The sequence below is a fragment of the Sphingobacteruim zhuxiongii genome (assembly GCF_009557615.1).
GTDB lineage: Bacteria > Bacteroidota > Bacteroidia > Sphingobacteriales > Sphingobacteriaceae > Sphingobacterium > Sphingobacterium zhuxiongii.
In genome coordinates this window covers 331,297-357,536 of sequence record NZ_CP045652.1, presented here as the reverse complement: position 1 = coordinate 357,536, position 26,240 = coordinate 331,297, and the positions used below count along the sequence as shown (strand labels likewise).

The 26,240-nt window shown below is 38.9% G+C and carries 26 protein-coding genes and 1 pseudogene; 12 read left to right on the top strand and 15 right to left on the bottom strand.

The genetic code is table 11. From position 1 onward, the window contains the following. Positions 1 to 2 precede the first annotated feature (2 nt). The 5 genes from trhO to GFH32_RS01510 all read left to right on the top strand — a co-directional run bounded on the left by trhO (position 3) and on the right by GFH32_RS01510 (position 3,041). The gene (trhO, locus tag GFH32_RS01530) at positions 3 to 974 is read left to right on the top strand and encodes an oxygen-dependent tRNA uridine(34) hydroxylase TrhO (protein ID WP_153509403.1); all 972 of its coding nucleotides are present in this window, start codon (positions 3 to 5) and stop codon (positions 972 to 974) included. A gap of 88 nt (positions 975 to 1,062) precedes the next feature. After that, positions 1,063 to 1,404, top strand: a complete 342-nt coding sequence (locus tag GFH32_RS01525) for a TM2 domain-containing protein (protein WP_153509402.1) — start codon at positions 1,063 to 1,065, stop codon at positions 1,402 to 1,404. Next, positions 1,380 to 1,814 (top strand): DUF2752 domain-containing protein, encoded by a 435-nt coding sequence (locus GFH32_RS01520; RefSeq protein ID WP_153509401.1) that lies wholly within the window; start codon positions 1,380 to 1,382, stop codon positions 1,812 to 1,814. Before GFH32_RS01525 ends, GFH32_RS01520 begins: the two co-directional genes overlap by 25 nt. Continuing rightward, positions 1,790 to 2,260, top strand: coding sequence for a DUF4870 domain-containing protein (locus GFH32_RS01515; RefSeq protein ID WP_153509400.1), 471 nt, complete (start codon positions 1,790 to 1,792; stop codon positions 2,258 to 2,260). The genes GFH32_RS01520 and GFH32_RS01515 overlap by 25 nt, the downstream gene beginning before the upstream one ends. Then, positions 2,244 to 3,041, top strand: coding sequence for a M48 family metallopeptidase (locus GFH32_RS01510; RefSeq protein ID WP_160366871.1), 798 nt, complete (start codon positions 2,244 to 2,246; stop codon positions 3,039 to 3,041). The genes GFH32_RS01515 and GFH32_RS01510 overlap by 17 nt, the downstream gene beginning before the upstream one ends. Here the strand turns inward: GFH32_RS01510 and GFH32_RS01505 are convergent. The 8 genes from GFH32_RS01505 to trmB form a co-directional block, all read right to left on the bottom strand. Beyond that, positions 3,038 to 4,477 carry a M28 family peptidase gene (locus tag GFH32_RS01505; RefSeq protein ID WP_153509398.1) on the bottom strand — a complete coding sequence of 480 codons (1,440 nt, stop codon included), beginning with the start codon at positions 4,475 to 4,477 and terminating at the stop codon, positions 3,038 to 3,040. The two genes, GFH32_RS01510 and GFH32_RS01505, sit on opposite strands and share 4 nt — an antisense overlap. Before the next feature lie 194 nt (positions 4,478 to 4,671). Then, positions 4,672 to 5,592 carry a sugar phosphate isomerase/epimerase family protein gene (locus GFH32_RS01500; protein WP_202111260.1) on the bottom strand — a complete coding sequence of 307 codons (921 nt, stop codon included), beginning with the start codon at positions 5,590 to 5,592 and terminating at the stop codon, positions 4,672 to 4,674. Further along, entirely contained in the window at positions 5,593 to 6,915 is a 1,323-nt protein-coding gene (locus GFH32_RS01495; RefSeq protein WP_153509397.1) for a Gfo/Idh/MocA family protein, read from the bottom strand. Positions 6,916 to 6,932: 17 nt separating this feature from the next. Then, the gene (locus GFH32_RS01490) at positions 6,933 to 8,447 is read right to left on the bottom strand and encodes a RagB/SusD family nutrient uptake outer membrane protein (RefSeq protein ID WP_153509396.1); all 1,515 of its coding nucleotides are present in this window, start codon (positions 8,445 to 8,447) and stop codon (positions 6,933 to 6,935) included. A gap of 10 nt (positions 8,448 to 8,457) precedes the next feature. Next, complete coding sequence (locus GFH32_RS01485) at positions 8,458 to 11,763, bottom strand: SusC/RagA family TonB-linked outer membrane protein (protein WP_153509395.1); 3,306 nt, start codon at positions 11,761 to 11,763, stop codon at positions 8,458 to 8,460. Between the two features lie 89 nt (positions 11,764 to 11,852). Then, positions 11,853 to 13,091, bottom strand: a complete 1,239-nt coding sequence (locus GFH32_RS01480; protein ID WP_153509394.1) for a FecR family protein — start codon at positions 13,089 to 13,091, stop codon at positions 11,853 to 11,855. Positions 13,092 to 13,163: 72 nt separating this feature from the next. Further along, entirely contained in the window at positions 13,164 to 13,763 is a 600-nt protein-coding gene (locus GFH32_RS01475) for an RNA polymerase sigma factor (protein WP_160366870.1), read from the bottom strand. Positions 13,764 to 13,960: 197 nt separating this feature from the next. After that, on the bottom strand, positions 13,961 to 14,623 hold the full coding sequence (gene trmB, locus GFH32_RS01470) for a tRNA (guanosine(46)-N7)-methyltransferase TrmB (protein WP_153509392.1): 663 nt from the start codon (positions 14,621 to 14,623) through the stop codon (positions 13,961 to 13,963). 56 nt (positions 14,624 to 14,679) lie between these two features. Between trmB and fcl the strand changes: the two genes are divergently transcribed. Further along, positions 14,680 to 15,621, top strand: a complete 942-nt coding sequence (gene fcl, locus GFH32_RS01465; protein WP_153509391.1) for a GDP-L-fucose synthase — start codon at positions 14,680 to 14,682, stop codon at positions 15,619 to 15,621. Here fcl and GFH32_RS01460 read toward each other — a convergent pair. From GFH32_RS01460 to GFH32_RS01450, 3 genes are all read right to left on the bottom strand, one after another. Beyond that, entirely contained in the window at positions 15,618 to 16,169 is a 552-nt protein-coding gene (locus GFH32_RS01460) for a hypothetical protein (protein ID WP_153509390.1), read from the bottom strand. The two genes, fcl and GFH32_RS01460, sit on opposite strands and share 4 nt — an antisense overlap. 6 nt (positions 16,170 to 16,175) lie before the next feature. Continuing rightward, positions 16,176 to 16,664: a hypothetical protein gene (locus GFH32_RS01455; protein WP_194285659.1), complete on the bottom strand. Its 489-nt coding sequence runs from the start codon at positions 16,662 to 16,664 to the stop codon at positions 16,176 to 16,178. An 89-nt stretch (positions 16,665 to 16,753) separates the two neighbouring features. Beyond that, positions 16,754 to 17,065: a YtxH domain-containing protein gene (locus GFH32_RS01450; protein ID WP_370659306.1), complete on the bottom strand. Its 312-nt coding sequence runs from the start codon at positions 17,063 to 17,065 to the stop codon at positions 16,754 to 16,756. Between the two features lie 260 nt (positions 17,066 to 17,325). Here GFH32_RS01450 and bla point away from each other — a divergent pair, with 260 nt between their 5' ends. From bla to GFH32_RS01430, 4 genes are all read left to right on the top strand, one after another. Next, a complete protein-coding gene (gene bla / locus GFH32_RS01445) occupies positions 17,326 to 18,228 on the top strand; it encodes a class A beta-lactamase (RefSeq protein WP_153509388.1) in 903 nt (300 codons plus the stop codon). A 113-nt stretch (positions 18,229 to 18,341) separates the two neighbouring features. Continuing rightward, positions 18,342 to 18,614 carry a transposase gene (locus GFH32_RS18290; protein ID WP_228384185.1) on the top strand — a complete coding sequence of 91 codons (273 nt, stop codon included), beginning with the start codon at positions 18,342 to 18,344 and terminating at the stop codon, positions 18,612 to 18,614. Further along, positions 18,592 to 19,422 (top strand): IS3 family transposase, encoded by an 831-nt coding sequence (locus tag GFH32_RS01440; RefSeq protein ID WP_228384184.1) that lies wholly within the window; start codon positions 18,592 to 18,594, stop codon positions 19,420 to 19,422. The genes GFH32_RS18290 and GFH32_RS01440 overlap by 23 nt, the downstream gene beginning before the upstream one ends. A 380-nt stretch (positions 19,423 to 19,802) precedes the next feature. Then, positions 19,803 to 21,479 (top strand): hypothetical protein, encoded by a 1,677-nt coding sequence (locus GFH32_RS01430; RefSeq protein ID WP_153509386.1) that lies wholly within the window; start codon positions 19,803 to 19,805, stop codon positions 21,477 to 21,479. Positions 21,480 to 21,859: 380 nt separating this feature from the next. Here GFH32_RS01430 and GFH32_RS01425 read toward each other — a convergent pair whose 3' ends face one another. Next, on the bottom strand, positions 21,860 to 22,336 hold the full coding sequence (locus GFH32_RS01425) for a helix-turn-helix domain-containing protein (protein ID WP_153509385.1): 477 nt from the start codon (positions 22,334 to 22,336) through the stop codon (positions 21,860 to 21,862). Between the two features lie 2 nt (positions 22,337 to 22,338). Between GFH32_RS01425 and GFH32_RS18685 the strand changes: the two are divergent. Both GFH32_RS18685 and GFH32_RS01420 read left to right on the top strand, forming a co-directional pair. Next, a pseudogene (locus GFH32_RS18685) lies at positions 22,339 to 22,383 on the top strand (hypothetical protein); the annotation flags it as partial. A gap of 9 nt (positions 22,384 to 22,392) precedes the next feature. Next, a complete protein-coding gene (locus GFH32_RS01420) occupies positions 22,393 to 22,785 on the top strand; it encodes a magnesium chelatase subunit ChlI family protein (RefSeq protein WP_458296198.1) in 393 nt (130 codons plus the stop codon). 54 nt (positions 22,786 to 22,839) lie between these two features. Here GFH32_RS01420 and GFH32_RS01415 read toward each other — a convergent pair whose 3' ends face one another. The 3 genes from GFH32_RS01415 to ftsH are packed head-to-tail and all read right to left on the bottom strand — an operon-like array spanning position 22,840 to position 26,238. After that, positions 22,840 to 23,469 carry a rhomboid family intramembrane serine protease gene (locus GFH32_RS01415; protein WP_194285658.1) on the bottom strand — a complete coding sequence of 210 codons (630 nt, stop codon included), beginning with the start codon at positions 23,467 to 23,469 and terminating at the stop codon, positions 22,840 to 22,842. After that, positions 23,469 to 24,116: a LutC/YkgG family protein gene (locus tag GFH32_RS01410; RefSeq protein ID WP_153509383.1), complete on the bottom strand. Its 648-nt coding sequence runs from the start codon at positions 24,114 to 24,116 to the stop codon at positions 23,469 to 23,471. The genes GFH32_RS01415 and GFH32_RS01410 overlap by 1 nt, the downstream gene beginning before the upstream one ends. A 43-nt stretch (positions 24,117 to 24,159) precedes the next feature. Continuing rightward, the gene (gene ftsH / locus GFH32_RS01405) at positions 24,160 to 26,238 is read right to left on the bottom strand and encodes an ATP-dependent zinc metalloprotease FtsH (RefSeq protein WP_153509382.1); all 2,079 of its coding nucleotides are present in this window, start codon (positions 26,236 to 26,238) and stop codon (positions 24,160 to 24,162) included. Between the last annotated feature and the right edge of the window lie 2 nt (positions 26,239 to 26,240).

Below are 26,240 nucleotides of genomic sequence, written 5' to 3'. Positions count from 1 at the left end.
ATATGGCAAAATATCAAACTCTGCTGTACTACTGTTACAGCCCGATCGAAAATGCAGAACAATTTGCTGACGATCATTTAAATTTTTGTAAATCCCTGAATCTTGTAGGTCGTATTATCGTTGCTGACGAAGGCTTAAATGGAACCGTTTCTGGAGCACCTGAGTCTTGTAAGGCCTATATGGATGCTGTACACGCTGATCCTAGATTCGCAAAAACAGAATTTAAAATTGACGATGTCGAAGAACTATCGTTCATTAAAATGCACTGTCGTTATAAAGAAGAGATTGTACACTCTGGCTTGAGAGATCCCAAAATAATCGATCCGAATAAACAAACGGGAAAACACTTAGAACCTCAGGATTTCATGAAAATGAAAGACGATGAAGATGTGGTGATTTTGGACGTTCGTTCCAACTATGAACACTCTGTTGGCCGTTTTAAGAATGCTGTAACATTAGATATTGAAAACTTCCGTGAGTTTCCTGAAAAAGTAAAAGAACTTGAACAGTATAAAGGCAAAAAGATCCTAACGTATTGTACTGGAGGTATCAAATGTGAAAAAGCGTCAGCATTACTTTTAAAAGAAGGTTTTGAGGATGTTTATCAACTTCACGGCGGTATCATCAAATACGGTAAAGAGGCCGGCGGAAAGGATTTCGAAGGCAAATGTTATGTTTTCGACAACCGAGTAACGGTTGAAGTAAACTCCGTGAATCCGGAGATTATTTCCACTTGTAGAAACTGTGGAAAGACCACTTCAAAAATGATTAACTGTGCCAATCCGGTTTGTAATGAGCATTTCACGCAATGTGATGAATGTGGATGGGAATTGGATGGTTGTTGTTCGGATGCCTGTAAAACGCATCCACGCAAACGTGAATATGATGGAACGGGATACTACGTAAAGGTACCACAGGAAGTCAATATTGAAAAAATTAGTAAACGCAAGCACAAAAAACTTATCAAAAATTAAAGTTTTTTGTAATTTTAAAAAAAAATCCATTTATCTTAATAGAATAAATGGATTTTTTATTTACTAACACTATAAACTATTAAAAATAATGGAAAGCCAAAAAGTCGACATGTTTCTGATGTCTCAAAACAAGTTTTTTGAATCTTATCATCTAATGGAGATCAAGGAAATGCTTTTAAAAGCTGACGATAGCAAATTTACGAACGTACAAGTTCAACAATATAAAGATCCCACAACAGTACTTATCGTCTCACTTTTGGCTGGACCATTAGGAATTGACCGCTTTATGATTGGCGATACAGGCCTTGGTATTGGTAAGTTATTAACCTGTGGCGGCTTTGGTATTTGGGCAATCATCGATTACTTCTTAATCATGGGTGCTACTAAAAATAAGAACTTCGAAAAATTAGTAACGTCATTGAGCTACTAAATCGCATATCAGCAAAAAACAAACTATATCTCATTACAGGTGTAATTTGTTTTTTTGGTTTTGTCTGGCTCTACTTCGACTATCATAGTCCAATAGATGCTACGTTATGCCCCATAAAGCAGGTCACTGGCTATCCATGTCCATCATGCGGCACAACAAGATCTGTGAAAAGCCTTCTGCAAGGGGATATCAATCAGGCATTACTCATTAATCCGCTCGGTTTAGTCGCTGTGCTGATCGCGGTCGGAATTATCTTACTCATGTCGATTGATTTGATTTTTCGAAAAGACTATTTCTTTCGTACTTACCGTTGGATTGAACAATTTTTGCAAACCCAGCGGATTTTAAGTGCTATTTTAATCCTTCTAATTTTGTTGAACTGGATATGGAACATCTCGAAAGGACTATAAACTTCTCTCCTAGAGCGGTTACAGCAGATGAACGCGAATATGCCTCTAATAGCTACCTTATGTCACTATTTGCACTTTTCGTAGGCCTCCCTCTTCCCATTTTCAATCTTTTAGCAACCGTCATTTTCTACTTGGGGAATAGGAAATCTACAGCCTTTGTGAAATGGCATTGTACGCAGGCGCTAATCTCTCAATTATTCATCTTTTTCTTCAATACTGTTGCCTTTTGGTGGACTATTCGAATTATTTTTTGGCAAGAGGAGTTTTTAAGCGATGCTGACTTCAATCGTTACGTTTCCTATATCGGTATCGTTATTTTCATCAATATCATAGAAATTTTTTCAACGATTTACACGTCAATTCAGACACGTAAAGGCATTCATGTGCGTTGGTTCTTGTTTGGGGACATCACTGATAACTTGTTTAGAAATGAAAATCATAGGTAAACTTCTGCTACTCGTCCTATCAATCGGAATATTGTATTTGGGATTATCTCAAATAAATTGGAGTCGTATTTTTGAAGTCGATGAGAAGCAAGAAAAATTAGAAAAGCGCTTAGGAAAATTGGTTTTAGATGACCTGGAATCCAGTATGTCCTTGATTAAAAACGATAGTATCAATCGTATCGTAGACTCTATTTTCCATCCTTTATTGGCAAAAAACGGTATTTCGCGCAAGGGTTATAAGGTGTTAGTCCTTCAAGATGCGCAGGTGAATGCCTTTGCATTACCCGATAAACAAATCGTATTAACTACAATAATTAACTTCCTTGACAGTGCAAACTACGTATCAGCTATTTTAGCCCACGAGTTAGCGCATTGTGAGAAGAAACACGTCATGAAGTCATTGATTACCAAGTTTGGATTAGACTTACTATTGTCCGGATCGGGAGCTTCAAACATGACTAATTTTCTTACCGGACAGGCTTTCAGCCGGAACCTGGAACGCGAAGCTGATGAACAGGCGGTTGTTTATTTGAATAAAGCAAAAGTAAACCCGCACAGCTTAACGCATGTGATGGAATTATTCGACGTTTATTTAACTGGCGATTTGGACCTTACTTGGGCTTCCACACACCCATCTCCTAGTGATAGAAAAGAATATATAGAGGAGAAAATTGGAGAAATTGACCTTTCTATGAGTTTCAATTCTCCAATTCAGCAAGCAACTTGGAAAAGATTTAAAGAACTTGTAAAAGCTTACGATTCCGAAGAAGATCAGGATTAATCCTGTCCCCAGCGCCATTCACCGGAAATCTGTAAAGGCTCTTTCATTCCATTATCGTCAAGAAATTGCTTTATAGCATTATCGGAAAGTTTAGATGCTGGAATTTCATCTGCATTAGCTAGTGCATATAGTAAAATAGCGGCTACACGTGTAGTTTGTAATAAGCCAGCTTTTTCAACGAGTCCAAATACATCTCTATTGGAATGATAATACATCCCCGCATTATTCGGCAAAGCTCCTCCGCGGCCTGTCGCCGTCGGAATACCCTGTAACATAAAGGGCTGATGGTCACTATGCAGTCCAGCGGCAACAGCATTCTCATTCTTGAATAATGCATCAACTTGTCCATACAACGCGCCCCATTCATCCATAAGTCCTTTCATTTCTTTTCTTGTCGTTACGAAGCCTGTTGGTGCATTGATCATATCCAGATTAATCATGTATTTAATTTGATCGATAGTGCCGGATTTTATTGCATCATCTACATAAGCTTTAGACCCCAATAGTCCCTGTTCCTCGCCCATAAACAACACAAAGTCTATAGAGCGTTTACTATTTAGAGCTAGCTTTTTAAAAGCTCTAGCGATATCTATGACAGCAAAAGAACCAATGCCATTATCCACAGCGCCTGTGGCTAAATCCCAGCTATCAAGATGTCCGCCAATAACGATTTTCTCCTTAGCAAGACTGCTTCCTGGTATATGAACCAACACATTACGCGCTGTTGCTTCCCCGGCTTTATTCTTCATATCTATTGCCGCGACGATTGATTCACTAGCGAGTTTTTCTTTCCATTTCATACCCTCTTCAAAACCAATACAAATTGCGGGGATATCGATAAGTTTTCCAGTAATAGATGCTGTACCAGTCAGTAAAACATTGCCTTTCACACTGTTGATAAATATGATTCCTGCAGCACCATATTTCTCAGCTAGCGCAGTTTTTTCAGAGCGGTGCAGGTTTTTTAAGCCTTGACCTGAATTCGGAAGGATATGTAAAAAGACTAGTGCAATCTTACCCTTTACTTTATCACCAATACGCTCATAGTCAGCCTCCAATCCATTTCCCAGATCAACGAGCTCTGCTTCAATTTTAGATCTAACAGGCGCATGTGCCAAGGAAACTGATGGAATTTCTTGTTTGTTAAAATGTAGCTTTAATGACTTTCGGGACCAGGCCTGTGCTGTAAAAGGCTGATATGAAACTTGAAAACCGTAGGATTTCAGTAAATCATGTACATAGGTTTCCGCTTTCTTTCCATTTTTCGACCCGGTAAGTCGGTGCCCAATCTTTTCAGTACTATACTTTAGTCGATCATAAGCTTCTCCATGGAGGTTAACTTCTTGATATATTTTTTCAAAATTTTCTTTCAGGGCATCTTGAGCATTGGCAAAATAGCCCAAAAATAATAGACTTAGGAGGTAGATTCTTTTCATAATTGGATGAATTTACGAATTCTTTACGGAAAAGGTCTTTAGAAATGAAACGGCTCTATACTCATTGTATCCGAGTTCTCGCTAGCTTGTTATGCACAACTAGCGATTCTTGAATACAGCAAGTGTAGAGCCGTTCTTATTTATGCTTTCAAACGCTATCAATCTGCATATACAAACCGCAGCATAAAGAAAGCTTAGTAAAGGCTAATAATTTTGTCCATTTGCTCGGCAACGGTTTTTAATCTTGTCCTATCGCCGCCTGCAATTTCGGAAGTTATCCATTGCCCTTTGTACTGGACTTCACGTACTTTCTTCATAACTAAGGCCCAGTTAATATCTCCCTCCGTTAGTTCCACATTAAAGCCTTTATATAAACCTTCGTTATTCATTTTTTCACGGCTAAATTCTTTGATGTGTAGTTTGAAGATTCGCTTATCAAGCACCTCAATCCAGTGTTCTGGCCAACCATAGCGCAACACATTACCGATATCAAAGTACCAACCCACCAATGGATGGTTGATCTCATCAACAAAGCGAGCAGCCTCTAGTGGACTCAATAAAAAGTTATTCCAAACATTCTCAAGTGCAATCTTCATCCCTGTTTTTTCGGCAGCAGGAATTAACTTACGTACAGAGTCTTGCGCGTTAGCATAAGCTGTCTTATACGATACTTTCTCATTGACAACACCAGGTACGACTAAAACTGTATCGCCCCCTAATTCTTTCACCTCTTGTAGCGAAGTCGATACGGAGTCGATAATAAACTTGCGAACTGCAGGATCAGGATCCGACAATGGTTTTGACCAATGATCCTTGTTCACTAAGGATGGGATTTCTATTCCTGATGCGGATTTCGCTTGGAGAAGTTCTTTAATTGTATGAGCGACTGGACTATTGAATTCAATCCCGTCGAAGCCTAAATCTTTTACTAATTTAAACTTATCGATCAAGGAGAGTTCCTCCTTGATCATATCGAAGCCCAAGGCTTTCTTAAGCTTTCCCGCAACAGGCATGCCGCCCACATTCACACTAGCCGCTGCTTGAAGATGTGGTGCTACGAACGTTGACCCTGCTAATAGTGCTGCGGATTTTAAAAAGTTCTTTCTATTCATCATTTAGATTTTTGTATCAATACCTGGTATCGCAATTGGTAGATTATATTTCAAATCCCATGAAAATGCCGCCGGACTTAAAGTTTCATTGGATGCTAATGCTGCATCTAAAGTCACTGTTTGTCCAGAATAGGCTGCCATACGACCTGCTAATGCCACTAAATTAGACTTTACCATCCATTCTCCATCATTAATTGGTTTATTTTTTCTGATCGAGCCGAATAGCTCGTCATGCTCTTGTTGATACATGCTTCTAGAATTGGATTTCTTATAAGCATTTTCATCCGTAAACTTGGTTTCATCAGCAAATTTCCAAGGTGTCTTACCAGTAATGCTATGCTCTCCAGTACGACAATCCACTAAACATTTTCCTTGATCACCAACCAGCTCGACCATGTAAGATGGCGCTGTATTACTTTGCTGCCTTGATGAGAAATAAGATTTCGAACCGTTAGGATACTCGTATACCAAAGCGAAGTGGTCATAGATATTTCCAAACTTAGGGTCTGTTCTTTTTTGGCGTCCTCCTGATCCTGTAACCTGGATTGGTAATTGATCGCCCATTGCCCATTGCAACATATCAATACTGTGTATAGCCTGCTCGATGATATGATCACCAGATAACCAATTGTAGTAAAGCCAGTTTCTCAATTGATATTCAAAATCAGACCAGCCCGCCTGTCTTTCCTTATACCAAAGTTCGCCTGTATTGTAGGTGCTCTCAGAAGAAAGGACCTTTCCTATTTGTCCATTTAACACACGGCTAAATGTTTCTCTTTTTGGCAAATGGTAGCGCCAGCAGAATCCAGCAACCAAGGCCAAGTTTTTCTCTTTAGATTTCTTCGAAGCCGCAATAACGCGACGTAAGCCAGGCGCGTCAACAGCGAAAGGTTTCTCACAGAATACATGCTTACCTGCATTTACACTTGCCTCCAAGTGACTCGGACGAAAAGCTGGTGGCGCAGCTAATAATACAACATCAACATCTGTCGCAAGAAGCTTTTGATAAGCATCTAATCCAACAAATCTGTTTTCTTTTGCCACTTGTATTTTTTGCCCCATCTTCTCCGTTAGAGTTTTGTGAGACTCATCAATATGATCTTGAAATGCGTCAGCCATCGCATACAAGATTACATTTGGATCTGCATTAAGAGCTTCCATTGCTGCTGCAGTGCCACGACCACCGCATCCAATCAGCCCAATCTTTAATGTTTTGTTATTTAGTGACCATACGCGCTCGGACGCAATGCCAGATTGATTTAATAAAATTCCTGACATGGTGGTTAGCCCAGCAGCTTTGATAAATTTTCTTCTTGAAAATGTCATTGTTTTAGGTTTATTGATTAAGGATTTTGTTTCAGATTACTATTTCTATTTATTTCCGCCTGCGGTACATAAAATACTACGCGAGCGTCGGTAGGTAATACTTTCTGGGTAATATTGGTTGTCGGTGTATTATTTAAAGAATGCGTCCCTGGATAGTTTCTCTCCATGGGTCTATTATTTCTAAATAAGTCATATGCTCGATGTCCCTCAAATGCTAGCTCCAAGTATCGTTCTTCCATTACGGCATCCATCACGGTCATATTTGCTGTTTGCAGATTATTCAGCGTACGAATCGCTGCTCCACTAAGCCCTGCTCGTTGGCGTAATAAATTGACATCAGCTAATGCCGCTGCCGTATTGCTTAGTTTGGCTTGCGCCTCCGCACGTATTAGATAAACTTCTGCAAGTCGAAGGAATATCGGTGAACTTAAGTTTATTTGCCCTTCCTGTAATGCATATTTATTTACATAATACATTGGCGTAACGGGCGTTAGTTTTTGATTGTATTGCAGCTTCCCATCGATTAAGAAAGGAGTAATAAAAGAGTTTCTCAAGTCATTTGGATAGCTCTGTACGAGATCATAATATTTTTTCGACGCATAGATCTCAGCCCATCCACTAACGCCTTGACCTAGTGGATTTCCTGCCACATCGCCACTGAAGTACATGGAGTTAATGGAACTCATCCCTCTATCTTCCACTTTCGTATGTCGAATACAGAAAATGGTTTCTCTATTATTGTCTGGAGAGCTCTTAAAGAACCCTTGGTATTCTGATCCTTCAAGTAAAGAGTAACGACCCGAATTGATTACTAAGTTAGCATATTTTATAGCATTCGCATTGTCTTCCATATAAAGATAAACTCGCGATAAAAGCGCATAAGCAACCTCTTTCGAACCAAAGGAATTACTTTTATTCTCAGACATTAAATCTGCCGCTTTCAATAAATCGGTAATGACAAAATTATAAACTTCCTTTACCGAGTTTCTTGTCAAAACGGCTGTTTCTTCATCCGTTAATCCTTCTTTAAGGATTGGTACGCCCATATTTTCCCCATTTCCTTGCGGATATGGTCGACCAAATACGCGTACAAGATAAAAGTGAACCATTGCTCGTAGAAACAGATTCTCCCCTTTTAATTGTTGAAGACCGGCAGATGCGTCATCAGGCACAAATTCAATGACTTTGTTAGCCGCTGCCACAATTTTGTAAGATTGCGACCAAAAATTCGTCGCGTGCCCCGATGTATTGATATGATTATAGCGGTATGCGCGTGTCAAGTCATCTCCAGAGGACTGTCCTTGTGCTACGGCATCTCCTGGATACTCCATCAAAAAATGTCCACTACGAACATAGGCTTCACTTTTTAAGAGCGCATAGCTCCCAATCGTCGCTGTTGCCACATCGGCTTCATTCGTTAATGCTGATTCCTCGTCGATATATTCAGTTGGGTCGTAATATTTCTCACAGGAGAACAATAACATAAAGCATGCAATCAATGTTATTGAACGATATATTGATGATATTTTCATTTCTCTAAGATTAAAAGGTTAAGTTTAGACCAAAAAGCAAACGCTTCGTTACCGGATATTTAAAGCTGGACATCCCTGAGGCTAAGTCAACTTGGCTCAAAGAAACCTCTGGATCTGGTCCAGAAAACTTTGTTAAAGTCCACAAGTTATCTGCACTAACGAACACATGTACCTTAGATATCTTCATTTTAGAAATCACCGAAGTTGGAATATTATAGCCTAGTTTGATATTACGCAAACGTAAGTAGCTACCATCCTCTAAATAGCGCGATGAAGATTGATTTGACTCTTTGTTCCCGCCTACGATTGGCTTAGGATGTGTCGCAACATCACCTGGCTTCTCCCAACGTGTCCATCCATCTGGCAAGACCATCGAATTGAAAGCCTCATAAAGACCATCATTATCAAAATATGCTCTGGTATCGTTGTAAACATAATTACCGTAAACAAAATTGAAGAAAGCCGATAAAGTAAAATCTTTATAAGTCAATGAATTGTTCATTCCCCCGGTAAACTTTGGAGCGGCCGAGGTACCCGTAAATTGTCTAGAATCTGAAGACGCTGCATCAGAATACTTATTGGTCGTAGATTTAGTCTGATTTCCACTACCATCTATTGTTATTTTCTCCCAAAGAGGGTCTCCATTATTTGGATCTACACCAGCCCAAATTGGGAAATTGTATGCATCCATATCATAGCCTACAGCAATTGGCTGTCTAGCCCCAGGATTGAAAACATCTGCTCCGTCGCTTAGTTCAAGCACTTTATTTCGGTTGAATGCCATGTTAAAACTAGTTTCCCAAGTGAAGTTTTCTTTCTTAATATTCTGTGAAAGGATATTAAATTCTAAACCTCTATTTCTTACCGATCCCGCATTGACCCAAACATAGCTATAGCCTGTAGTTGCTGCTAGGGGTTTTCTATACAAGAGTTCGCTGGCTTTCTTTTCGTAAATATCCAAGCTTACAGATATACGATTCCATAGCGAAAAGTCTGCTCCAATATTGGCAGACTCAATCTTCTCCCAACTTAAATCTGGATTTCCCTTTTGATAAGGAGCAGCGCCTGGAAGTCCAGAATAGCTCGCGTCTTGTGTGATACTGTATAAACCGCGCGCACCAAAATTCGAAATACCGTCAGCATTCCCTACAGTACCGTAAGAACCTCTAATTTTTGCGAAAGTAATTACTGTATTGTCCTTTAAGAAGTCCTCATTCGATAGTGCCCACGAAGCTCCCAATTGATAAAAGTTGGCGGTAGAATTGTTTTTTCCGAATTTCGACGAGAATTCATTAACGAAAGACCCGATTAAGAAATATCGATCATTATAGTTATAATCAGCTTGCGCAAGATACTTTCGGAATCCGACTTGATCTCTTGCACCGCGAGGGTTTTGCAAGATCCCAGTTGCTACAGACATCACATCTTTCCCTGCAGGTAGACCTTTTCCTGAAGTATTCCCCCAAGCGGTTGTCGTGGTTTCTACTTCCGCAGCACCTAATAGCACAAGGTTATGTAAGCCGAACTGTTCAGCGTAGCGAACACGATTAGAGGTCAAATATCTGCGATACTCATCTGTACCGTTGTATAGCTCGCCTATATTAGCGCCTCCTTGTTTTGTTCGACGATCATAATAACTCGCAGAGCTGCCATTTCCCAACTGTATACGATTGTAACTAGAAAGCGTCAACTTGCTACTTAAATTATAGTCTAGATTCAGATCTCCACTTGCCTCCCAATTCTTCGAACGATTATAGTTGTACTGAAGAGAATGTAAGAAGTTTTCTTTTTCTCTTCCCGTCCAGCCTTCATAAAAACGGCCGTCGGTAGGATTTCCATCAGCATCAAATGCTGGGTCAAATGGTAACCCTGTGTAAGCATCATACATGGTGTTACTATTTTCTAAATCGTTCTTATTGACAAGCCCATTAATATAGACTGCCGCTTTAAACTTATCAGTGATCTGCACATTCAAGTTGTTACGGAAGTTATATCCCGTGTTTCCTGTTCCTTGCAGGGTTCCAAGTTCTTTAAAAAACACCCCCGAGGTATAGTATTGTACTTTTTCAGAACCTCCAGAAAGCGATAAGTTATGGTTGTTGACATAGCTTGTTCTAAATGCTAAATCCCACCAATTCGTGTTATTTTCCAATAGCTTAGCATCACGATTGTAGAATGTATTTTGAAAATCATACAATTCTTGTGAATTCATTAATCGGAAGCTACCTGTGGTTGCATTTCCAACTCCAAAAGAATTATTGAATTCAACTTTAGTTTGTCCAGGCTTTCCGGTCTTTGTGTTAATGATGATTACTCCATTTGCGGCACGTGAACCATAAAGCCCTGTTGCTGCAACGTCTTTCAGAATAGAGACCGATTCAATATCTGCTGGGTTATAGGTTCCTCCAATATTTCCGTCAACAACAGTTAATGGGGAAGTACTTGCTGAAATTGTACCTGCTCCTCTAATCAATACGCGAGGTGTACTTGAAGGGTCTCCAGAAGCAGTTGAAACCACAACGCCCGGTGCTTTACCCTGTAACATACTTGGAAGATCATTCGCGGTTACATCCTTTAATTTCTCAGCCGATATCGTGCTGACAGAGCTCGATAAGTAACGCACCTTTTGTGTAGAATAACCAACAACCACAACTTCATCAAGGTTGTCAACTTGACCTACCAAAGTAACATTTATTATAGATTGGGAATTGATTGCGAGCTCTTGACTGTTAAATCCCATGGCAGAAAACACTAATACTTGTGCGGTAGTCGGTAGACTTAAGCTATAATTACCTTCGTTGTCCGTTGAAGTTCCCACGCTAGTGCCTTTTACTGACACTGTTACCCCACTTAAGGGATTATTTTGGTCGTCGATAACTTTACCTGAAATCGTTGACTGTTGCTTAGCGGCATGAAGGCGATTATCATTACGATCGGTACTCATGGCATTGCCTCTTGCATTTTTAATAACGACCGTTTGATTGTTGATCTCAAACGTTAAATCAGTATTTGCTAAGACTTGTTTTAATGCGTTTTTGTAAGGTAGATTGGTTACATCAATGGTCACTTTTTTATTCGACCTATTGACCAAAGTGTTGTTATATAGTAGCTCTAGTCCTGTTTGTTCTTGTATTTCATCCAATACCTTTTGCAGATGTGCATTCTTGAACTTCAGGGAGACATTCTGTGCATATATTGCAGCAGATGATTGTACAAACATTAAACATACCAAGAATACAATAAGTTTAACGGTCATAATTCCTCTAATAAGCCGGCGCCGATCAAAGAGGTTACTTTTAGGGTTGAGTTTTCTCATTGGTTAATAGTTAAGGTTTTAAGTTTAGTTGGGATTCCAGTGAAGAGACAAAATATGAATATGATTCTAGCCTCTCCAATAAATCAGTTTTATTGGTTTTTGCTAACGATGATCCTCCTGTCTTTAATTTGAAATTTATAATTGGATATCTTTTCTAGATTTTGTAGTACGTCAGAAAGCTGCCTTGTTCGTTTTATAGTTCCAGTAAATCGATCACTGGTAACGACATCGATCTCTACGGATTCAATAGCATACCATGCCTGTAATTTCTCCAAAACACTTTGAATCTCTTCCCCTTTAAATTTGAACAAGCCATCCTTCCATGCAGTCTCTTGTGCAACATTTACTTGCACGGTATCTATTACTCCGAGTTGGTTAGAAGAAGATTGCATGCCAGGGGACATTCGTATCTCCCTTGCTTTGTTTTTCACCAATACTGATCCTTCCTCTAGTGTCGTAATGACTTGCCGTTCACTCTGCTTGGTCGACACATTAAATGAAGTTCCTAATACTTTAATTTCAGTTTCATTGGCGCTAACTATGAAGGGGTGCTTCTTATCTGGGCTCACTTTGAAATACGCTTCACCTTCTAGGGAAACTCGACGTTCGGCTTGCGTAAATGAATTTGTATAGCGCAACTGACTTCCCGAATTAAGTAAAACATGGGTATTATCGGATAATATAAGCTGAGAAACCATCCCTTTAGGGGATCTAAAAGTTTGCTTTTGATTGGTTTGGTTCGTTGTTGAATGGATCTTAAACACAAGCTCTTTATTGGCTGCCTTTATGATTTCAATTCCTCGACTTCTTAGAACTGCACTATCGGTATGAAGCACCGATAAAATCTCTCCATCTTCAAAGAGTATTGTGGCTTCATTATGGGAAGGGAGATAGATTTCCTTGGTTACAAGCTTCTTATTTGAATTCGATTTTGAACTGCTTTTCCTTAATGTTGGGATGATCAGGCAAATACCTAGAAAACAAGCGGCTACAAGAAACCATTTTCTCCTCAACCTTCTAATCTTTGAATCTCCTAGTTTTAGGCCCTCAGGGCAGTCTTCGTTTCCAAATGAACCATTGTCTCCGCCGGTTTGCAATTCTTCTTCTGCTCGCTTCCTTTGCAGGTTCTGGAGGACACGATCCACAATAACACTATGCCTTTGCTCAGAAAGGCTTAAGTCTTCTTTTGAAAGTTCCTCTAGGATATGTTGCTTAAGAAACTCATCTTCTCCATGTTGTAGACTTGACAGTAAGTTTAGTAAGTCTTCTTTTGTTGAGATTCCAGCAATATACCTGTCAAAAACGATTTGTAAATCAGATTTCGGCATCGGTTGGTTTTAGGTTGTATATAAGCTAATACGCTTAACTCCCAAAAAGTACCTACACGAATGAAAAGAAATTTAAAAATTAGCCCAGAGATAGATAAAGGTTGCCAGTATTCTATATTGATAAAGCGGTAGATTACTTTTCAACAAACTATTGGCTTTTGTGAGGTGATTATTGACGGTAGATTTACTAATATTCAAGGTTTCGCAGATTTCTGCATAGCTCTTTCCCTCGATCTTAAACAAGATAAAGACTTTCTGGCATTGGGGAGGTAACGCCTTAATCGCGTTCATTACGCTTTCTTGGGTCTGTTTGAAGGTCAGCTCTTCTTCAATATGTTGGTAGTCCTCTGCATATTGCTTTATAAACTCATCTCTAAATCGCTCATCCAGCGCAATTCTTCGAAAATGATCGTAGACTAAATTTTGTGCAATAGTAAATAGAAATGGCTTTAATGGTTTTGAGGGATCAATTTGCGCCCGCCGCTCCCAAACCCGAAGAAAAAGTGTTTGTAGAATTTCCTCGGCTACTTCTTCTGATTTGACTAAACGGATAATCCGACCTAATAAACGTAGACTATATTGCTGATAAAGCTGCGTAAAAGCATCATAATCCCCGCTTACTAATCGGGAAACTAAAGATTGCTCAACAATATGTGGTTCACACGTGTTCAATATCGTTAGAATTCAAGAAATTATTGCAAATGGTTTTGGTTGCTTCTCAAATATAACTAAAAAACTAAGATGTTGAAATAAATCCAATCTTAGGAAGCTCTTTTAGAATAATCCTTTACAATTTTTCTCGATGTCGAACAGACACCTACACGTGACGAACTATTTGATCAAATAGAATGGCTATTTATTCGAATTGTTTACTCTCCTTCTTTATTGAATCTCCATTGAACATAGTTAATGTTCTTATCAACAGCCAAATATTTCTTCTCATAATAAGTTTTGATAGACAATACCTCGTCAACCAAATCAGATTGATATAGATCCGTTGTTTCTTTATTCTTTGGGAGGTTTTGCAACTCGATTTGTTCTAACGTATATGCATAAAACCCATCATTATCGGTCTTCAAATGCATAATACCTTGGGGAATCAAAATATGCTTATAGCGTTCTAGGAAGACAGGATTTGTTAAGCGCTTCTTTTCGCGACTATCTTGAGGTTGAGGATCCGGAAATGTAATCCAGATTTCGGAGATTTCACCTTTCTCAAAGTATTCTAATATAGTCTCGATCTGAATTCTTAGGAAACCAACATTGGTAATTCCATCTTCTAACGCTGTTTTCGCTCCTCTCCAAATACGATTCCCTTTATAATCGATACCAATAAAGTTCTTTTCAGGGAAAAGCTTCGCTAAGTTGACTGTATATTCCCCTTTGCCACAAGCCAGTTCAAGAATTAATGGTTTCTCATTCTTAAAAAACTCTGATGCCCACTTACCTTTATACGGCTTCCCTTCGTCAAGCTGTACAACATTTAGAAATGTAGCTACTTCTGCAAACTTTCTTAGTTTATCCTTACCCATTACTTTGAATTAAGTCGCAAAAATAACCTTATATTTGTACTAATCAATACATTCTCGTGGAAAAACAAGCAAAAATCTACGTTGCAGGACATCGTGGTATGGTAGGGTCTGCAATTTACCGCAAACTAAAAGAACTAGGTTACACTAATATCGTAACACGTACTTCCAAAGAACTCGATCTTCGTAATCAAGAAGCAGTAAAGGAATTCTTTGAAAAAGAAAAACCAGCATATGTCTTTCTTGCCGCTGCCAAAGTTGGGGGTATTATGGCTAATAATACTTATCGTGCAGATTTCATTTACGAAAACTTAGCAATACAAAACAATGTGATTCACTTCGCGCATGAAAACAATGTTCAAAAGCTTATGTTTTTGGGCTCAAGTTGTATTTATCCGAAGTTAGCTCCACAGCCATTAAATGAAGATTCTCTTTTGACTGGAACATTAGAGTACACGAATGAACCTTATGCAATTGCTAAAATTGCAGGTATTAAAATGGTTGAATCTTATCGATTACAATACGGAGATAAGTATGTATCTGTTATGCCGACAAACTTATATGGCATTAATGATAATTACCACCCCCAGAATTCACATGTACTTCCAGCACTTATCCGTCGTTTCCATGAAGCCAAGGAAAGCAATGCTCCTTCGGTTACTATCTGGGGAACAGGAACTCCTTTACGTGAATTTCTATTCGCAGATGACCTGGCAGATGCTTGTGTCTTCTTAATGGAAAACTATGATGAATTACAGTTTATAAATATCGGTGTCGGTGAAGATATTAGTATCAAAGAGTTAGCCGAAACCATTCAAGAAGTTGTTGGTTACAAAGGGAAATTGGAGTTTGATAGTAGCAAACCTGATGGCACACCGAGAAAACTCATGGATGTAAGTAAACTACATAACCTAGGCTGGAAACATAAAGTCAATCTGAAGGAAGGTATTGCAATAGCTTACCAAGATTTTCTTACGAAAGAGAAAGAATTAAAAGACTAATAAGTCTCACTATCCTTCGGGATGCCATAGGCGTTATCTTGTACACTCTCCTCTGCAGTAATCATTGGAGGGTGTAAAGGAGGCGCAACTTCAGTCCTTTCGATTTCATCTGCAACCTTATCTTTCTTTTTCTTCTTCTTTGGTTTCACGAAAGAAGTTATTTTATCAATAATAGAAGATACCGTTGTTTGGTTTACTTCACGTGCGGCTGTCTCCGAAGCAAACAGCACCAAACCTTTTTTCAACCATCCTGCATTCCTCAACAGCGTACGATTAAGCACTAAAGGTAAACCCAATTGAACAGTTTTAGTCAACCAATCTGATTTCTTTGTTCCTTTAAGAGAACCAATACCAGAAACAAGACCTTTCACCATATCAACACCTGGTACGTTAGAAACAACCATATTAAAGATACGTGCTGGCGCTTCCACCTTATGTTTTAAAAGCTGATACTGATCTACCAAAAAGCGTTCCTGCTCCTTTTTTTTACCTTTTAAACGAGCAATCTCCGATTGTAGATCTGTAATATTTGAAATTTTTATTCTCATAACTGTTTACACTCGTTCTTTATCGTTCTCACTTTCGTTAACTACTTCTTCGTTCTCCAAATCTGGCGCTGAATTATCATTTGCTGTCTGCGCAGAATTTCTATCATCCGACTCTGCAGCTAAAACATCTTCTTCATCCTCATCTGGATCATCCCACTTGGCAAGAATACGTTTGATTGAAAGATCCATAAACTTCGCTTCTAACTTTGGCTCAAAGGCACGAATCAACAACACGATGATCAAAAATATTCCTCCGGTAGCTAAAAATCCTAGGGAATAACTTCCTAACACTTCCCCAAGATAAAAGCCTAGCGCTAGCGACCAGAAAAACACAACCAAAAGTGTCAACAATAACTTGCTACCATCGACAATTAAAGAACCCATAATTCGCGTCATTCGCGAGATTGCCTGCAACTTTAATAGTTCAACTTGTGTGTCAAGGTATTCCTTTGACTTCTTAAAGGATTCTGAAAAAGAAAATTTTTGTTCTTCCATGCATTGATTTGATTGAATAGAGCCGCTCCGATAATTGCAGACAGCTCTATTAAATTATGTGAAAATGTTTACACTAGCGTAAACAAGTTTTAAGCGTGCTCTTCAATTTCTTCGTCGATAATAGACTCCGCTCTACCTAACTTCGTCTTTAAAGTCGCTGCAAGTTTCTCTTTCAAATCATTTAACTGATCGAATTGCTCTTCTGCACGCTCTTTAATTGCGTCACCTAAATCCGCAAGAGACTCATTGATTTTTTCTCTTGTATCAGACCCTTTATCAGGCGCAAATAAAATCCCTAATACAGCACCTGCTGCCAAACCAGCTAATAAAGCTGTTACGATTTTTCCATTATCATTCATCTTAATATAGTGTTTTGTAAGTTTTTCAATTCTTAAATTCAACTTTCATTTAATATAACAAAAAAAAGACCGTTTCGTTTTTATTTGCTAAAACTTTCCAGAAACTTAAACCTAAATGACAAAATTTCATTTATTATGTTTCAATAAATAAGCCGCTGCATATTTAGCACTTTTCGAAAACCTATCCTATTCCTAGAACGTCTTAATTAGTTCGACCGATACATTAGCAAAAAGTTTAAATCCAAATATTGTTGAAATACAATAATATTTGGGGATATTCGTTCTCCTTGAAACGTAACTATATGAGGCATAATTTAGCTTTTTCGATATTAATTCTAATGTTATTTTCCTTCAATGCCAATGCGCAATCCCTTAAGAAAGCACAATTAAAAAAAGATATCGAAACGATACTTTCTAAATACAAGGCTAAAGTCGGTATCGCGATACACAACGATGATTACACTGACAGTCTGACGGTCAATGCCGAACATCATTATCCATTTCAAAGTGTTTATAAATTCCATCTCGCTATTGCTGTATTAAATCAAGTCGATTTGGGTGTCCTAAAACTTGATCAACCTATAACAATTTCAAAAGCTGCTGTTACGACGGACTTATATAGTCCAATCAAAGAACAATATCCAAATGGAGTTACATTACCACTAAGCAAAGTAATTGACTTCACCGTTGCAGATAGCGACAACGTAGGCTGTGATATTTTATTTGAGTTACTAGGCGGTCCCGATAAAGTTCAAGCTTATTTCATTGCTAATGGATATCAAGATTTATCGATTAAACTTACCGAGGAAGTACAGCAAAAAGATTGGGAAAAGCAATTTCAAAACTGGACAACTGTCGGTTCAAGTAATAAAATTCTTTACGACTATTACAGGAATACGAAACACCTGCTTTCAGAAACCTCACATCAATTCCTTTGGGATACGATGCGTGGCACCAGGACTGGCCTCAATCGTTTAAAGGGCGATTTGCCCCCTGGCACAGTCGTAGCGCACAAAACTGGTTATTCAGGAAAAAACAAGAAGACGGGAATCACAGCAGCGGTCAATGACATTGGGGTGGTAAGCCTTCCCAATGATAAAGTGTTCTTTATTTCTGTTTATGTTACGGACAGTAAGGAAGAAGAGCCTGTCTCTGCAAAGATTATTGCCGAAGTAGCTGCTGCAACTTGGAAATACGTTAATTAGCAAATACCTTAATAAATCGATAACAAGCATATAGATATTGTAGCCTTACCCTTTTGGTAGACTTCCCCGTTTTTCAGACCAATTAAAAATGTTAAATTAGTTTGTTAAACATTATGAAGAAGAGCAAATTTTCAGAGCATCAGATTGTCAGTATTCTAAAGGAATATGAATCCGGTAAATCGACACGCGACATTTGTCGGGAACATGGTATTACATCATCCACTTTCTATCAATGGAAGCAAAAGTATGGCGGTATGGATGCCCAGCATTTGAAAGAGTTGAAAGCATTACAAGAAGAAAATAGCCGTTTAAAGCGAATGTTTGCTGATTTGAGCTTGGATCATCGTATTTTAAAAGACATCATTGAAAAAAAAAGCTTTCTGTGAACGTAAAGAGCTGATTGAAGGTGTAATTGAAGCGGAAGGGATCAGTATTCATAGAGCCTGCAAAATTGTTTGCATGAGTCGTAGTATGTACTACTATGCTCATAAAAAAGATGACCAGATCATTATTAATAAACTGATGGATCTCTCAACGAAATATCATACACGAGGATTTGAAACTTACTTTGGTAAGATCCGAATGGAGGGTCTTCTATGGAATCGAAAAAGAGTGCTTCGTGTATATCGTAATATTAATTTAAAGCTTAGAGTGAAGCGGAAACGACGCCTACCAGCTAGAATCAAAGAACGATTATTTGTTCCTGGTTCCATTAATGACCCCTGGTCGATCGATTTCATGAGCGATTCTCTAGCTAATGGGAGAAGGTTTAGAGTTATCAATATTATTGATGATTATAATCGAGAAGCCTTACTTAACGAAGCATATTATTCTATTCCTGCAACAAGGTTGGTGCAAAAAATACAAGAATTACTGTTACACAGAGCAAAACCAAAGCGTATCAGAACAGATAATGGACCAGAATTTATAGCTAAAGTTTTCAAAGATTTTTGTAGCGATCATGGAATAGAAATACAATATATCCAACCTGGCAAGCCTGCTCAAAATGCTTATATTGAGCGCTTCAATCGTACATTCAGAGAAGATGTGTTAGACGCTTATTTATTTGAATCAATCAGCCACGTAAATGCACTGGCCTATGAATGGCAGATTGATTACAATAGTAATCATCCTCACAAAGCTTTAAATGGATTAAGCCCATGGTTATACGCTGAAGAACAATTGGTTTCTTAATACGCGTTTTTATATTTATTCACTGTTTGAAAAAGGGTAAGGCTACAGATAAATAGCAGATTGTACCCCTCCCCCAATGTTGTACTTAAGGTAATCCAATTTATACCCGATTTCATTTTTTGGAAGCTTAAAAAAAGATGGATTAAGTTATTCTCGTTATAAAACCAAATATAGTTTCTATTTTTTGCCCAAATGAGATTATCACCGAAACATTTCCTATGCATGGTTGGTGAGGACACCAACCATGACGTTCGTGTTGCCAACACCCTTGTTCTCTCTATCTATCAACCTTGGTATTCTGAAACTCTCACCTTTGGTATTCTGTTGAATACCAGAGCTATCAACAAAACAATCCCCTTTCCTTATCTGTTATTTATCTAATGGATAACAAACAAAAATCACACAGATGGAAAATCTGGGTAGGCATCCTTGCCGCCTTGGTTTTATTGATATTAGGGGGGCTATATTTTGTTTCTTATAAATTGGAACCCATGTTGGACAAGAAGCTGAAGGAAGGAATCACCAAATCCTCCGAAGGACTTTACAGCATTGAGTACAGTGACCTGGACTTAGATATCGTGGGTGGTAACCTTACACTAAAAGACATTCTTCTCAAAAATGACAGTACCGCATATATAAAGTTGGATAGCGCCAAAAAAGCACCTAATACTAGGTTTGAAGCTAGGGCGGATCGTTTGGCGATTAGTGGTGCCAGTGTATGGGGGATATTGGTCAATAAGAAGATCGATATCGGAACCATTGCTTTGGATTCCTTGAAAGCGAAGGTTCTACTCCGGGATAGGCCATATAATGAAAAGGAAGAGAAAGACCCTTATGATATGATCAAAGATCGTTTTAAGTCTTTGGGAGTAGATAAGTTTCGGGCGAATGGCATTGATTTGGAACTTGCAGACCTAAACAAGGAAGCTACTAAACCAAAAAAGGTGAAGGGGGTTGACATAGCCGTTGACAATTTTCTGATTGATGAACATTCGGGCACTGACAGTACGAGGTTTCTGTATTCCAAGGATATTGCATTGCACATTCCGGGGTTCAAGACCAATTTGGAGGGGGCGCCCTATACCTTTAGCTTCAAAGACCTAAAGTTCAGCTCAAAAAATCGGGATGCACAGATTTCCAAATTGAGCTTGCAGCCTACACTGAGCTTGGAGGCTTTTGCAAAACAGGACAAACTTAACAAACCAAGGATAGAACTGGATCTGGATTCAACATGGATTACAGGTATAAATATGCAGAAACTATTGGCAGAAAAATTATTTGAGGCCGATAGTGCTCATGTTGTCAGTGGAGTTTTTGATCTTTCCAAGGACAAACGCTATCAATTGGAGAACGTGTCCAAGGTAGGCCAATCGCCAGCCCAACAGTTCATGAAAGTAGGCTTGCCATTTTCTGTAAAGGCAGTAAAAGTAAGTGGCATAGACCTCAGTTATGCACAGATCAGCGATAAGTACTTTAGGGAAGGAAAAATAGAGTTCAAAAATATCAGGGGGACATTGAAGAATGTCAGCAACGATACAACTGTTTTGTGCAGAAACAAGATTATGACGGCAGACTTGGTGGGCAATATTTATGGGGAAGGTCGTTTGAGTGCGTTTTTCAGCTTTGACATGCTCAGCAAGGCTGGCAATCACTCTTATAAGGGGGGCTTGACGGCTATGAAAGTAGGTACTTACAACCGGATTTTGGAACCGCTATTAAATATTAGATTGGCTGATGGAAATATTGAAAAGATTACTTTTGATATGCATGGCAATGATGTGCAGAATTGGGGGAAGTTCACGTTTGACTACAACCATCTGAAGGTTGATGTATTGAAGCATCCTGAAAAGGGACCTGGCAAGAAAGGCATTCTTTCTTTTATAGCAAACAAATTCTTTATCAATGACAGCAATCCCGATGCAAATGGGAAGTATCATGTTGCTCAGGTTGATTATGAACGAAATCCAAATCACCCTTTTTTCAAGGTGGTATGGCAGAGTTTGTTGCAAGGGATTATTGAATGTACAGGGACGGACCCTAAATATTTGCCTTTGTAATTGTTTGGGCCTCAGGCTCTGTCTTCGGCTCCACTAAGGACCGAGCCGAAAGGCTGACATAAAATGTACCTTCAAAAAGCCGTTCCAATGCTCGTTAACTCTTTTTGTTCGTCTCGCATTTTTACCTGCAATGCTATGCATACCTGTCTTGGTGCTAATCATAGACCTACACTTTTCTATGTCGCAGTATTAAAGCTAACAGTCATCCTTTGATTCTTTTAGGTATCCGAATTCGTAAGTAATTGATGGTTTATTTTTTACTAAGGCGCCTAAGTTGTAGTTTTTGTATTTAAGGATATATGCTCCAAGCTACCCTTTTTTCAATTTATTGTAAAGTGTAAGCCGAAAAAAAATGTAGATAAGGCTTATATTGCAATTAATTAAAAAGGGAAGTTTACCGATAAAACAATATCAATCTCGTTTTTCTTGAATCCTCGCCCTGTTCCTTCTTCCCAACGACTAACCGTAGCAGGGTCAACGTTCATCAACTTTGCAAATCGCTTTTGACTAAGCCCATTTAAATATCTATAAGTTTTAATCTTCCCTGCAAATGTAGACGTATCAAATTTAAACGGACAATATCCCAAGAACCGGAAAATGTATGGATAGTATTGGATTTGAGGTTCACTTCTGTTGTTCTCCCAATAGGTGATACAGTCCTTGCTGACATTAAATATTTCTGCTACATCCTTTTGAAACAGCCTTAGCTCAATCCGTTTCTTCCGGATATGTTCTCCAAGAGACTGCGGATTTACTGGTTTTGATATTGATGGAGGTTTCCTGATTTGTTGTTCAAAACGCAAACAGGGCAACGCATGAATGTCCCTGCGGATTTTACAACCATCCCAACCGACCATGTATTTGTGGAAGCGCCAATGTACAAAAGTACTTAAGCAAAGTTTCAGGACCTCTCTTGGATCGAATTGACATACACATAGAAGTTACTCCGGTCGAATACAATGAACTCCTAGAGAGTCGTAAATCAGAAAACAGCGAGTCTATACGATCTCGTGTTATCTTAGCAAGGAAAGTGCAAGAGAGTAGATTTAAGAACCATCAAAATGTTCACAGTAACGCACAAATGAGCGCTAAACAAATCCGAGATATTTGCCTAATAGACGCGACAGGCAAGAACCTCTTGAAGACTGCGATGGAACGGTTAAACTTATCCGCCCGAGCTTATGATCGGATTCTAAAAGTAGCGCGTACAATAGCAGATTTAGAACAATCGATAGACATCACGAATGAACACCTTGCCGAAGCTATTCACTTCCGAAGCTTGGATAGGCAGACATGGTTAGGATAAAAAAAGCGTCCCGACAATTCGGAACGCTTTAATATCGTTAAGCAGTAATACTGATTAGAACTTATCTATAAAATGCTTGATAATCCAAGGATACGTAATCAATGTAAAGACAATTCCGGTTAGCGCACCAAATAGGTGTGCATCATGATTTACACCGTCTCTCGCATTCTTTGAAGCCCAAATACAATAACCTAGATACAAAAATGCAAATACAAAGGCTGGAATTGGGATCGCAAAGAAAATATACAGCATCATTTTAGGATTAAATAAAATATAGCTGAACAACACTGCACTTATGGCTCCAGATGCTCCTAAACTATGATATCCATAATTATCCTTTTGCTGACGAATGGTCGGGATATCGCTGAGAATTAATGCTACGATATACAATAATGCGAACAGAACATGTCCGAAAGGACCACTAATCTCAACAAAAATAGCCTCTAAGCCAAAACCAAAATAGTAAAAGGTAATCATATTGAAAATCAAGTGCATCCAATCCTTATGGATCAATCCACTTGTCAATATCAGGTACCATTTGCTTTTATCTCTATGAATCGAATAGGGATGCAACATTAAACGTCCAAACCATTCTGGATTGGAAAAAACATAAATACTAAGTCCGACAGTCAATGCAAAAATTACACTTGCCACCGGCATATTTAATATATAGTATTGAATCATTAAAATCTATCTTCTAGGAGTAATAGGTATAATTCCTTAGGGCCATGTGCGCCAAGAACCAACATCTTCTCAATATCTGCAGTTCGGCTGGGACCAGTTACCGTACTTATCATACTTGGTAAATTATGCCCATACTTTTCACGCATTAAAGCCATGCCATGCTTAATATCCATCACCAATTGGGAAGTCTTAGCAATCACAATATGGACCGGTGGGTAAACGCTTAATCGTCTCCCAGATGCATCGGCATTGCTAATCAATATACTTCCATTACGAGCAATTAGCGCTTCACAAGCGGTTAATCCGACTTCTATATCGTCGAAATCCGTTCTGTTTTTATGGTAAGGGAATCCATATTGATCAAGAAACTTCTGCAGCGACTTATCCCATACATATAACTTCGTTAACTTCAGTTTTTCTAACAGGATAATCAAGTTTTCAACTAGATTAATCTCTCCATCACAGTAAACAAACTGTCCTGCAACCGAAGTGAACTCACGGGCAAAGGTAACGTCCAAAGGTTCCTCTTCATCCTTATACAAAGGGCTGTCCTCAAACGCAGGATTAGGATTCTCACGTTTTTGAAGCAGGGCCTGCCGAATCTTCTTCAGCATCTTCTCTTTGGCTGTTGTATTTCGAATATTCATATATAAAGAACAGACATGGTTGGTAAACCATGTCTGTTAAGTATTATTGATTATTTTCTTGACTAGACTGATTATCAGGAGTACTTTGCGGCGAACTATCATTGTCGCTTGCTGGAAGGGTCAGATCCGTCTGAGGAACTCCTCCACCGTCTGCACCACCATTTACAAACTCATCATAAGTCGTCTTATTTTGGAAAGGACGCTTACCTAAGATCTCCTCTAAATCCTGTTGAAATAAGATCTCTTTTTCTAAAAGCTTCTCAGCAATTTTAATCAAGCCTTCTTGTTTATCCAACAGCAATTGCTTTGTTCTATCGTATACCGCTGAGATCAAAATACGAACTTCGTCATCGATTAACTCTGCAGTCTGATCCGAATACGGTTTTTGAAATTGACTCTCGCCAGAACTATCGCGGAAGGAGACATTACCAACTTTATCGTTCATACCGTATACAGCTGTCATGGCATAAGCCAATTTAGTTATACGCTCTAAATCATTCTGCGCTCCAGTACTAATTCTTCCAAATGTTATATCCTCCGCAACACGTCCACCCATTGTCATACACATACTATCCACTAATTGCTCAGTTGTATATAGAAACTGTTCTTTTGGCAAATATTGCGCATAACCTAGGGCAGCAACACCACGTGGAACAATAGAAACTTTTACCAATGGATCGGCATGTTCTAAAAACCAACCGGCGATCGCATGACCAGCCTCGTGATAAGCCACGATCTTTTTCTCTTCAGGAGAAATGATCTTATTTTTCTTCTCAAGACCTCCAATAACACGATCAATCGCATCTTGGAAATCTTGCATGTTAATTGCTTTTTTATTTTTACGAGCAGCAATTAGCGCCGCCTCGTTACATACGTTCGCAATCTCTGCACCAGCAAACCCTGGAGTTTGTGCAGAAAGTTTTTTCGCATCGACTTCTTCCGCAAGCTTCAATGGTTTCAAGTGAACGTTAAAGATTTGTTCACGACCAATTAAATCTGGTTTATCAATAGAAATCTGACGGTCAAAACGTCCTGGACGCAATAATGCAGAATCCAACACATCCAAACGGTTAGTTGCCGCTAAAATGATAACCCCTAAGTTCGTACCGAAACCGTCCATCTCAACCAATAATTGGTTCAATGTGTTCTCACGCTCATCGTTACCACCCATAACGGAGTTCTTTCCACGAGCACGGCCGATGGCATCAATCTCATCGATAAAAATAATACAAGGCGCTTTTTCTTTTGCTTGCTTAAACAAATCGCGAACACGAGAAGCTCCAACCCCAACAAACATCTCTACGAAATCAGAACCTGATAAAGAGAAGAATGGAACCTGCGCTTCACCAGCAACTGCTTTTGCTAATAAAGTTTTACCCGTTCCCGGAGGGCCGACAAGTAAAGCTCCCTTAGGAATCTTACCGCCTAAATCAGTATATTTTTTTGGGTTTTTTAAGAAATCAACGATTTCCATCACCTCTTGTTTTGCTTCTTCTAAACCAGCAACATCATTGAAGGTGATATTGATTTGAGACTCTTTATCAAATAATTGAGCTTTCGATTTCCCGATGTTAAAGATAGCACCACCACCGGCACCGCCACCACCGTTCATACGGCGCATCAGCAAAATCCAAATCGCAACAATAATTAACAACGGAAGCATAAACGAAATGAACCATCCAGCCCAAGGATTTGTTCTATCTTCATAAGAAACCCCTAATTTAGGTTGCCCTGTCGCTAAACTATCTTGAGAAGCTTTTAACTTGGCTTCCAATATTTCAGCAGAAGGTTCCGTAAATTGATATTGAGGACCCACACTAGGCGAAATGCTTAGTGAATTTGGATTTGGCGCAACATCTTTGTATTTCTCGTCTGCTAATTTATCTTTTTTGATATATACTTCTACATCTATTAAGTCGTTGCTTTTTGTTGCAACAAGCTTTTCCACGTCGCCAGGGATAAGCATCTTTGTCTCGAACTCCTTGTAGGTAATCTTTTTCGTTCCTTCACTACTAAATAAGTATTGAAGACCGAAAAATCCTACAATCATTGCAATCCAAAGCCAAATCATGTTAAATTTCGGTGGCATTGGCGTAATTTTTTTACTAGGAACTTTCTTCATTT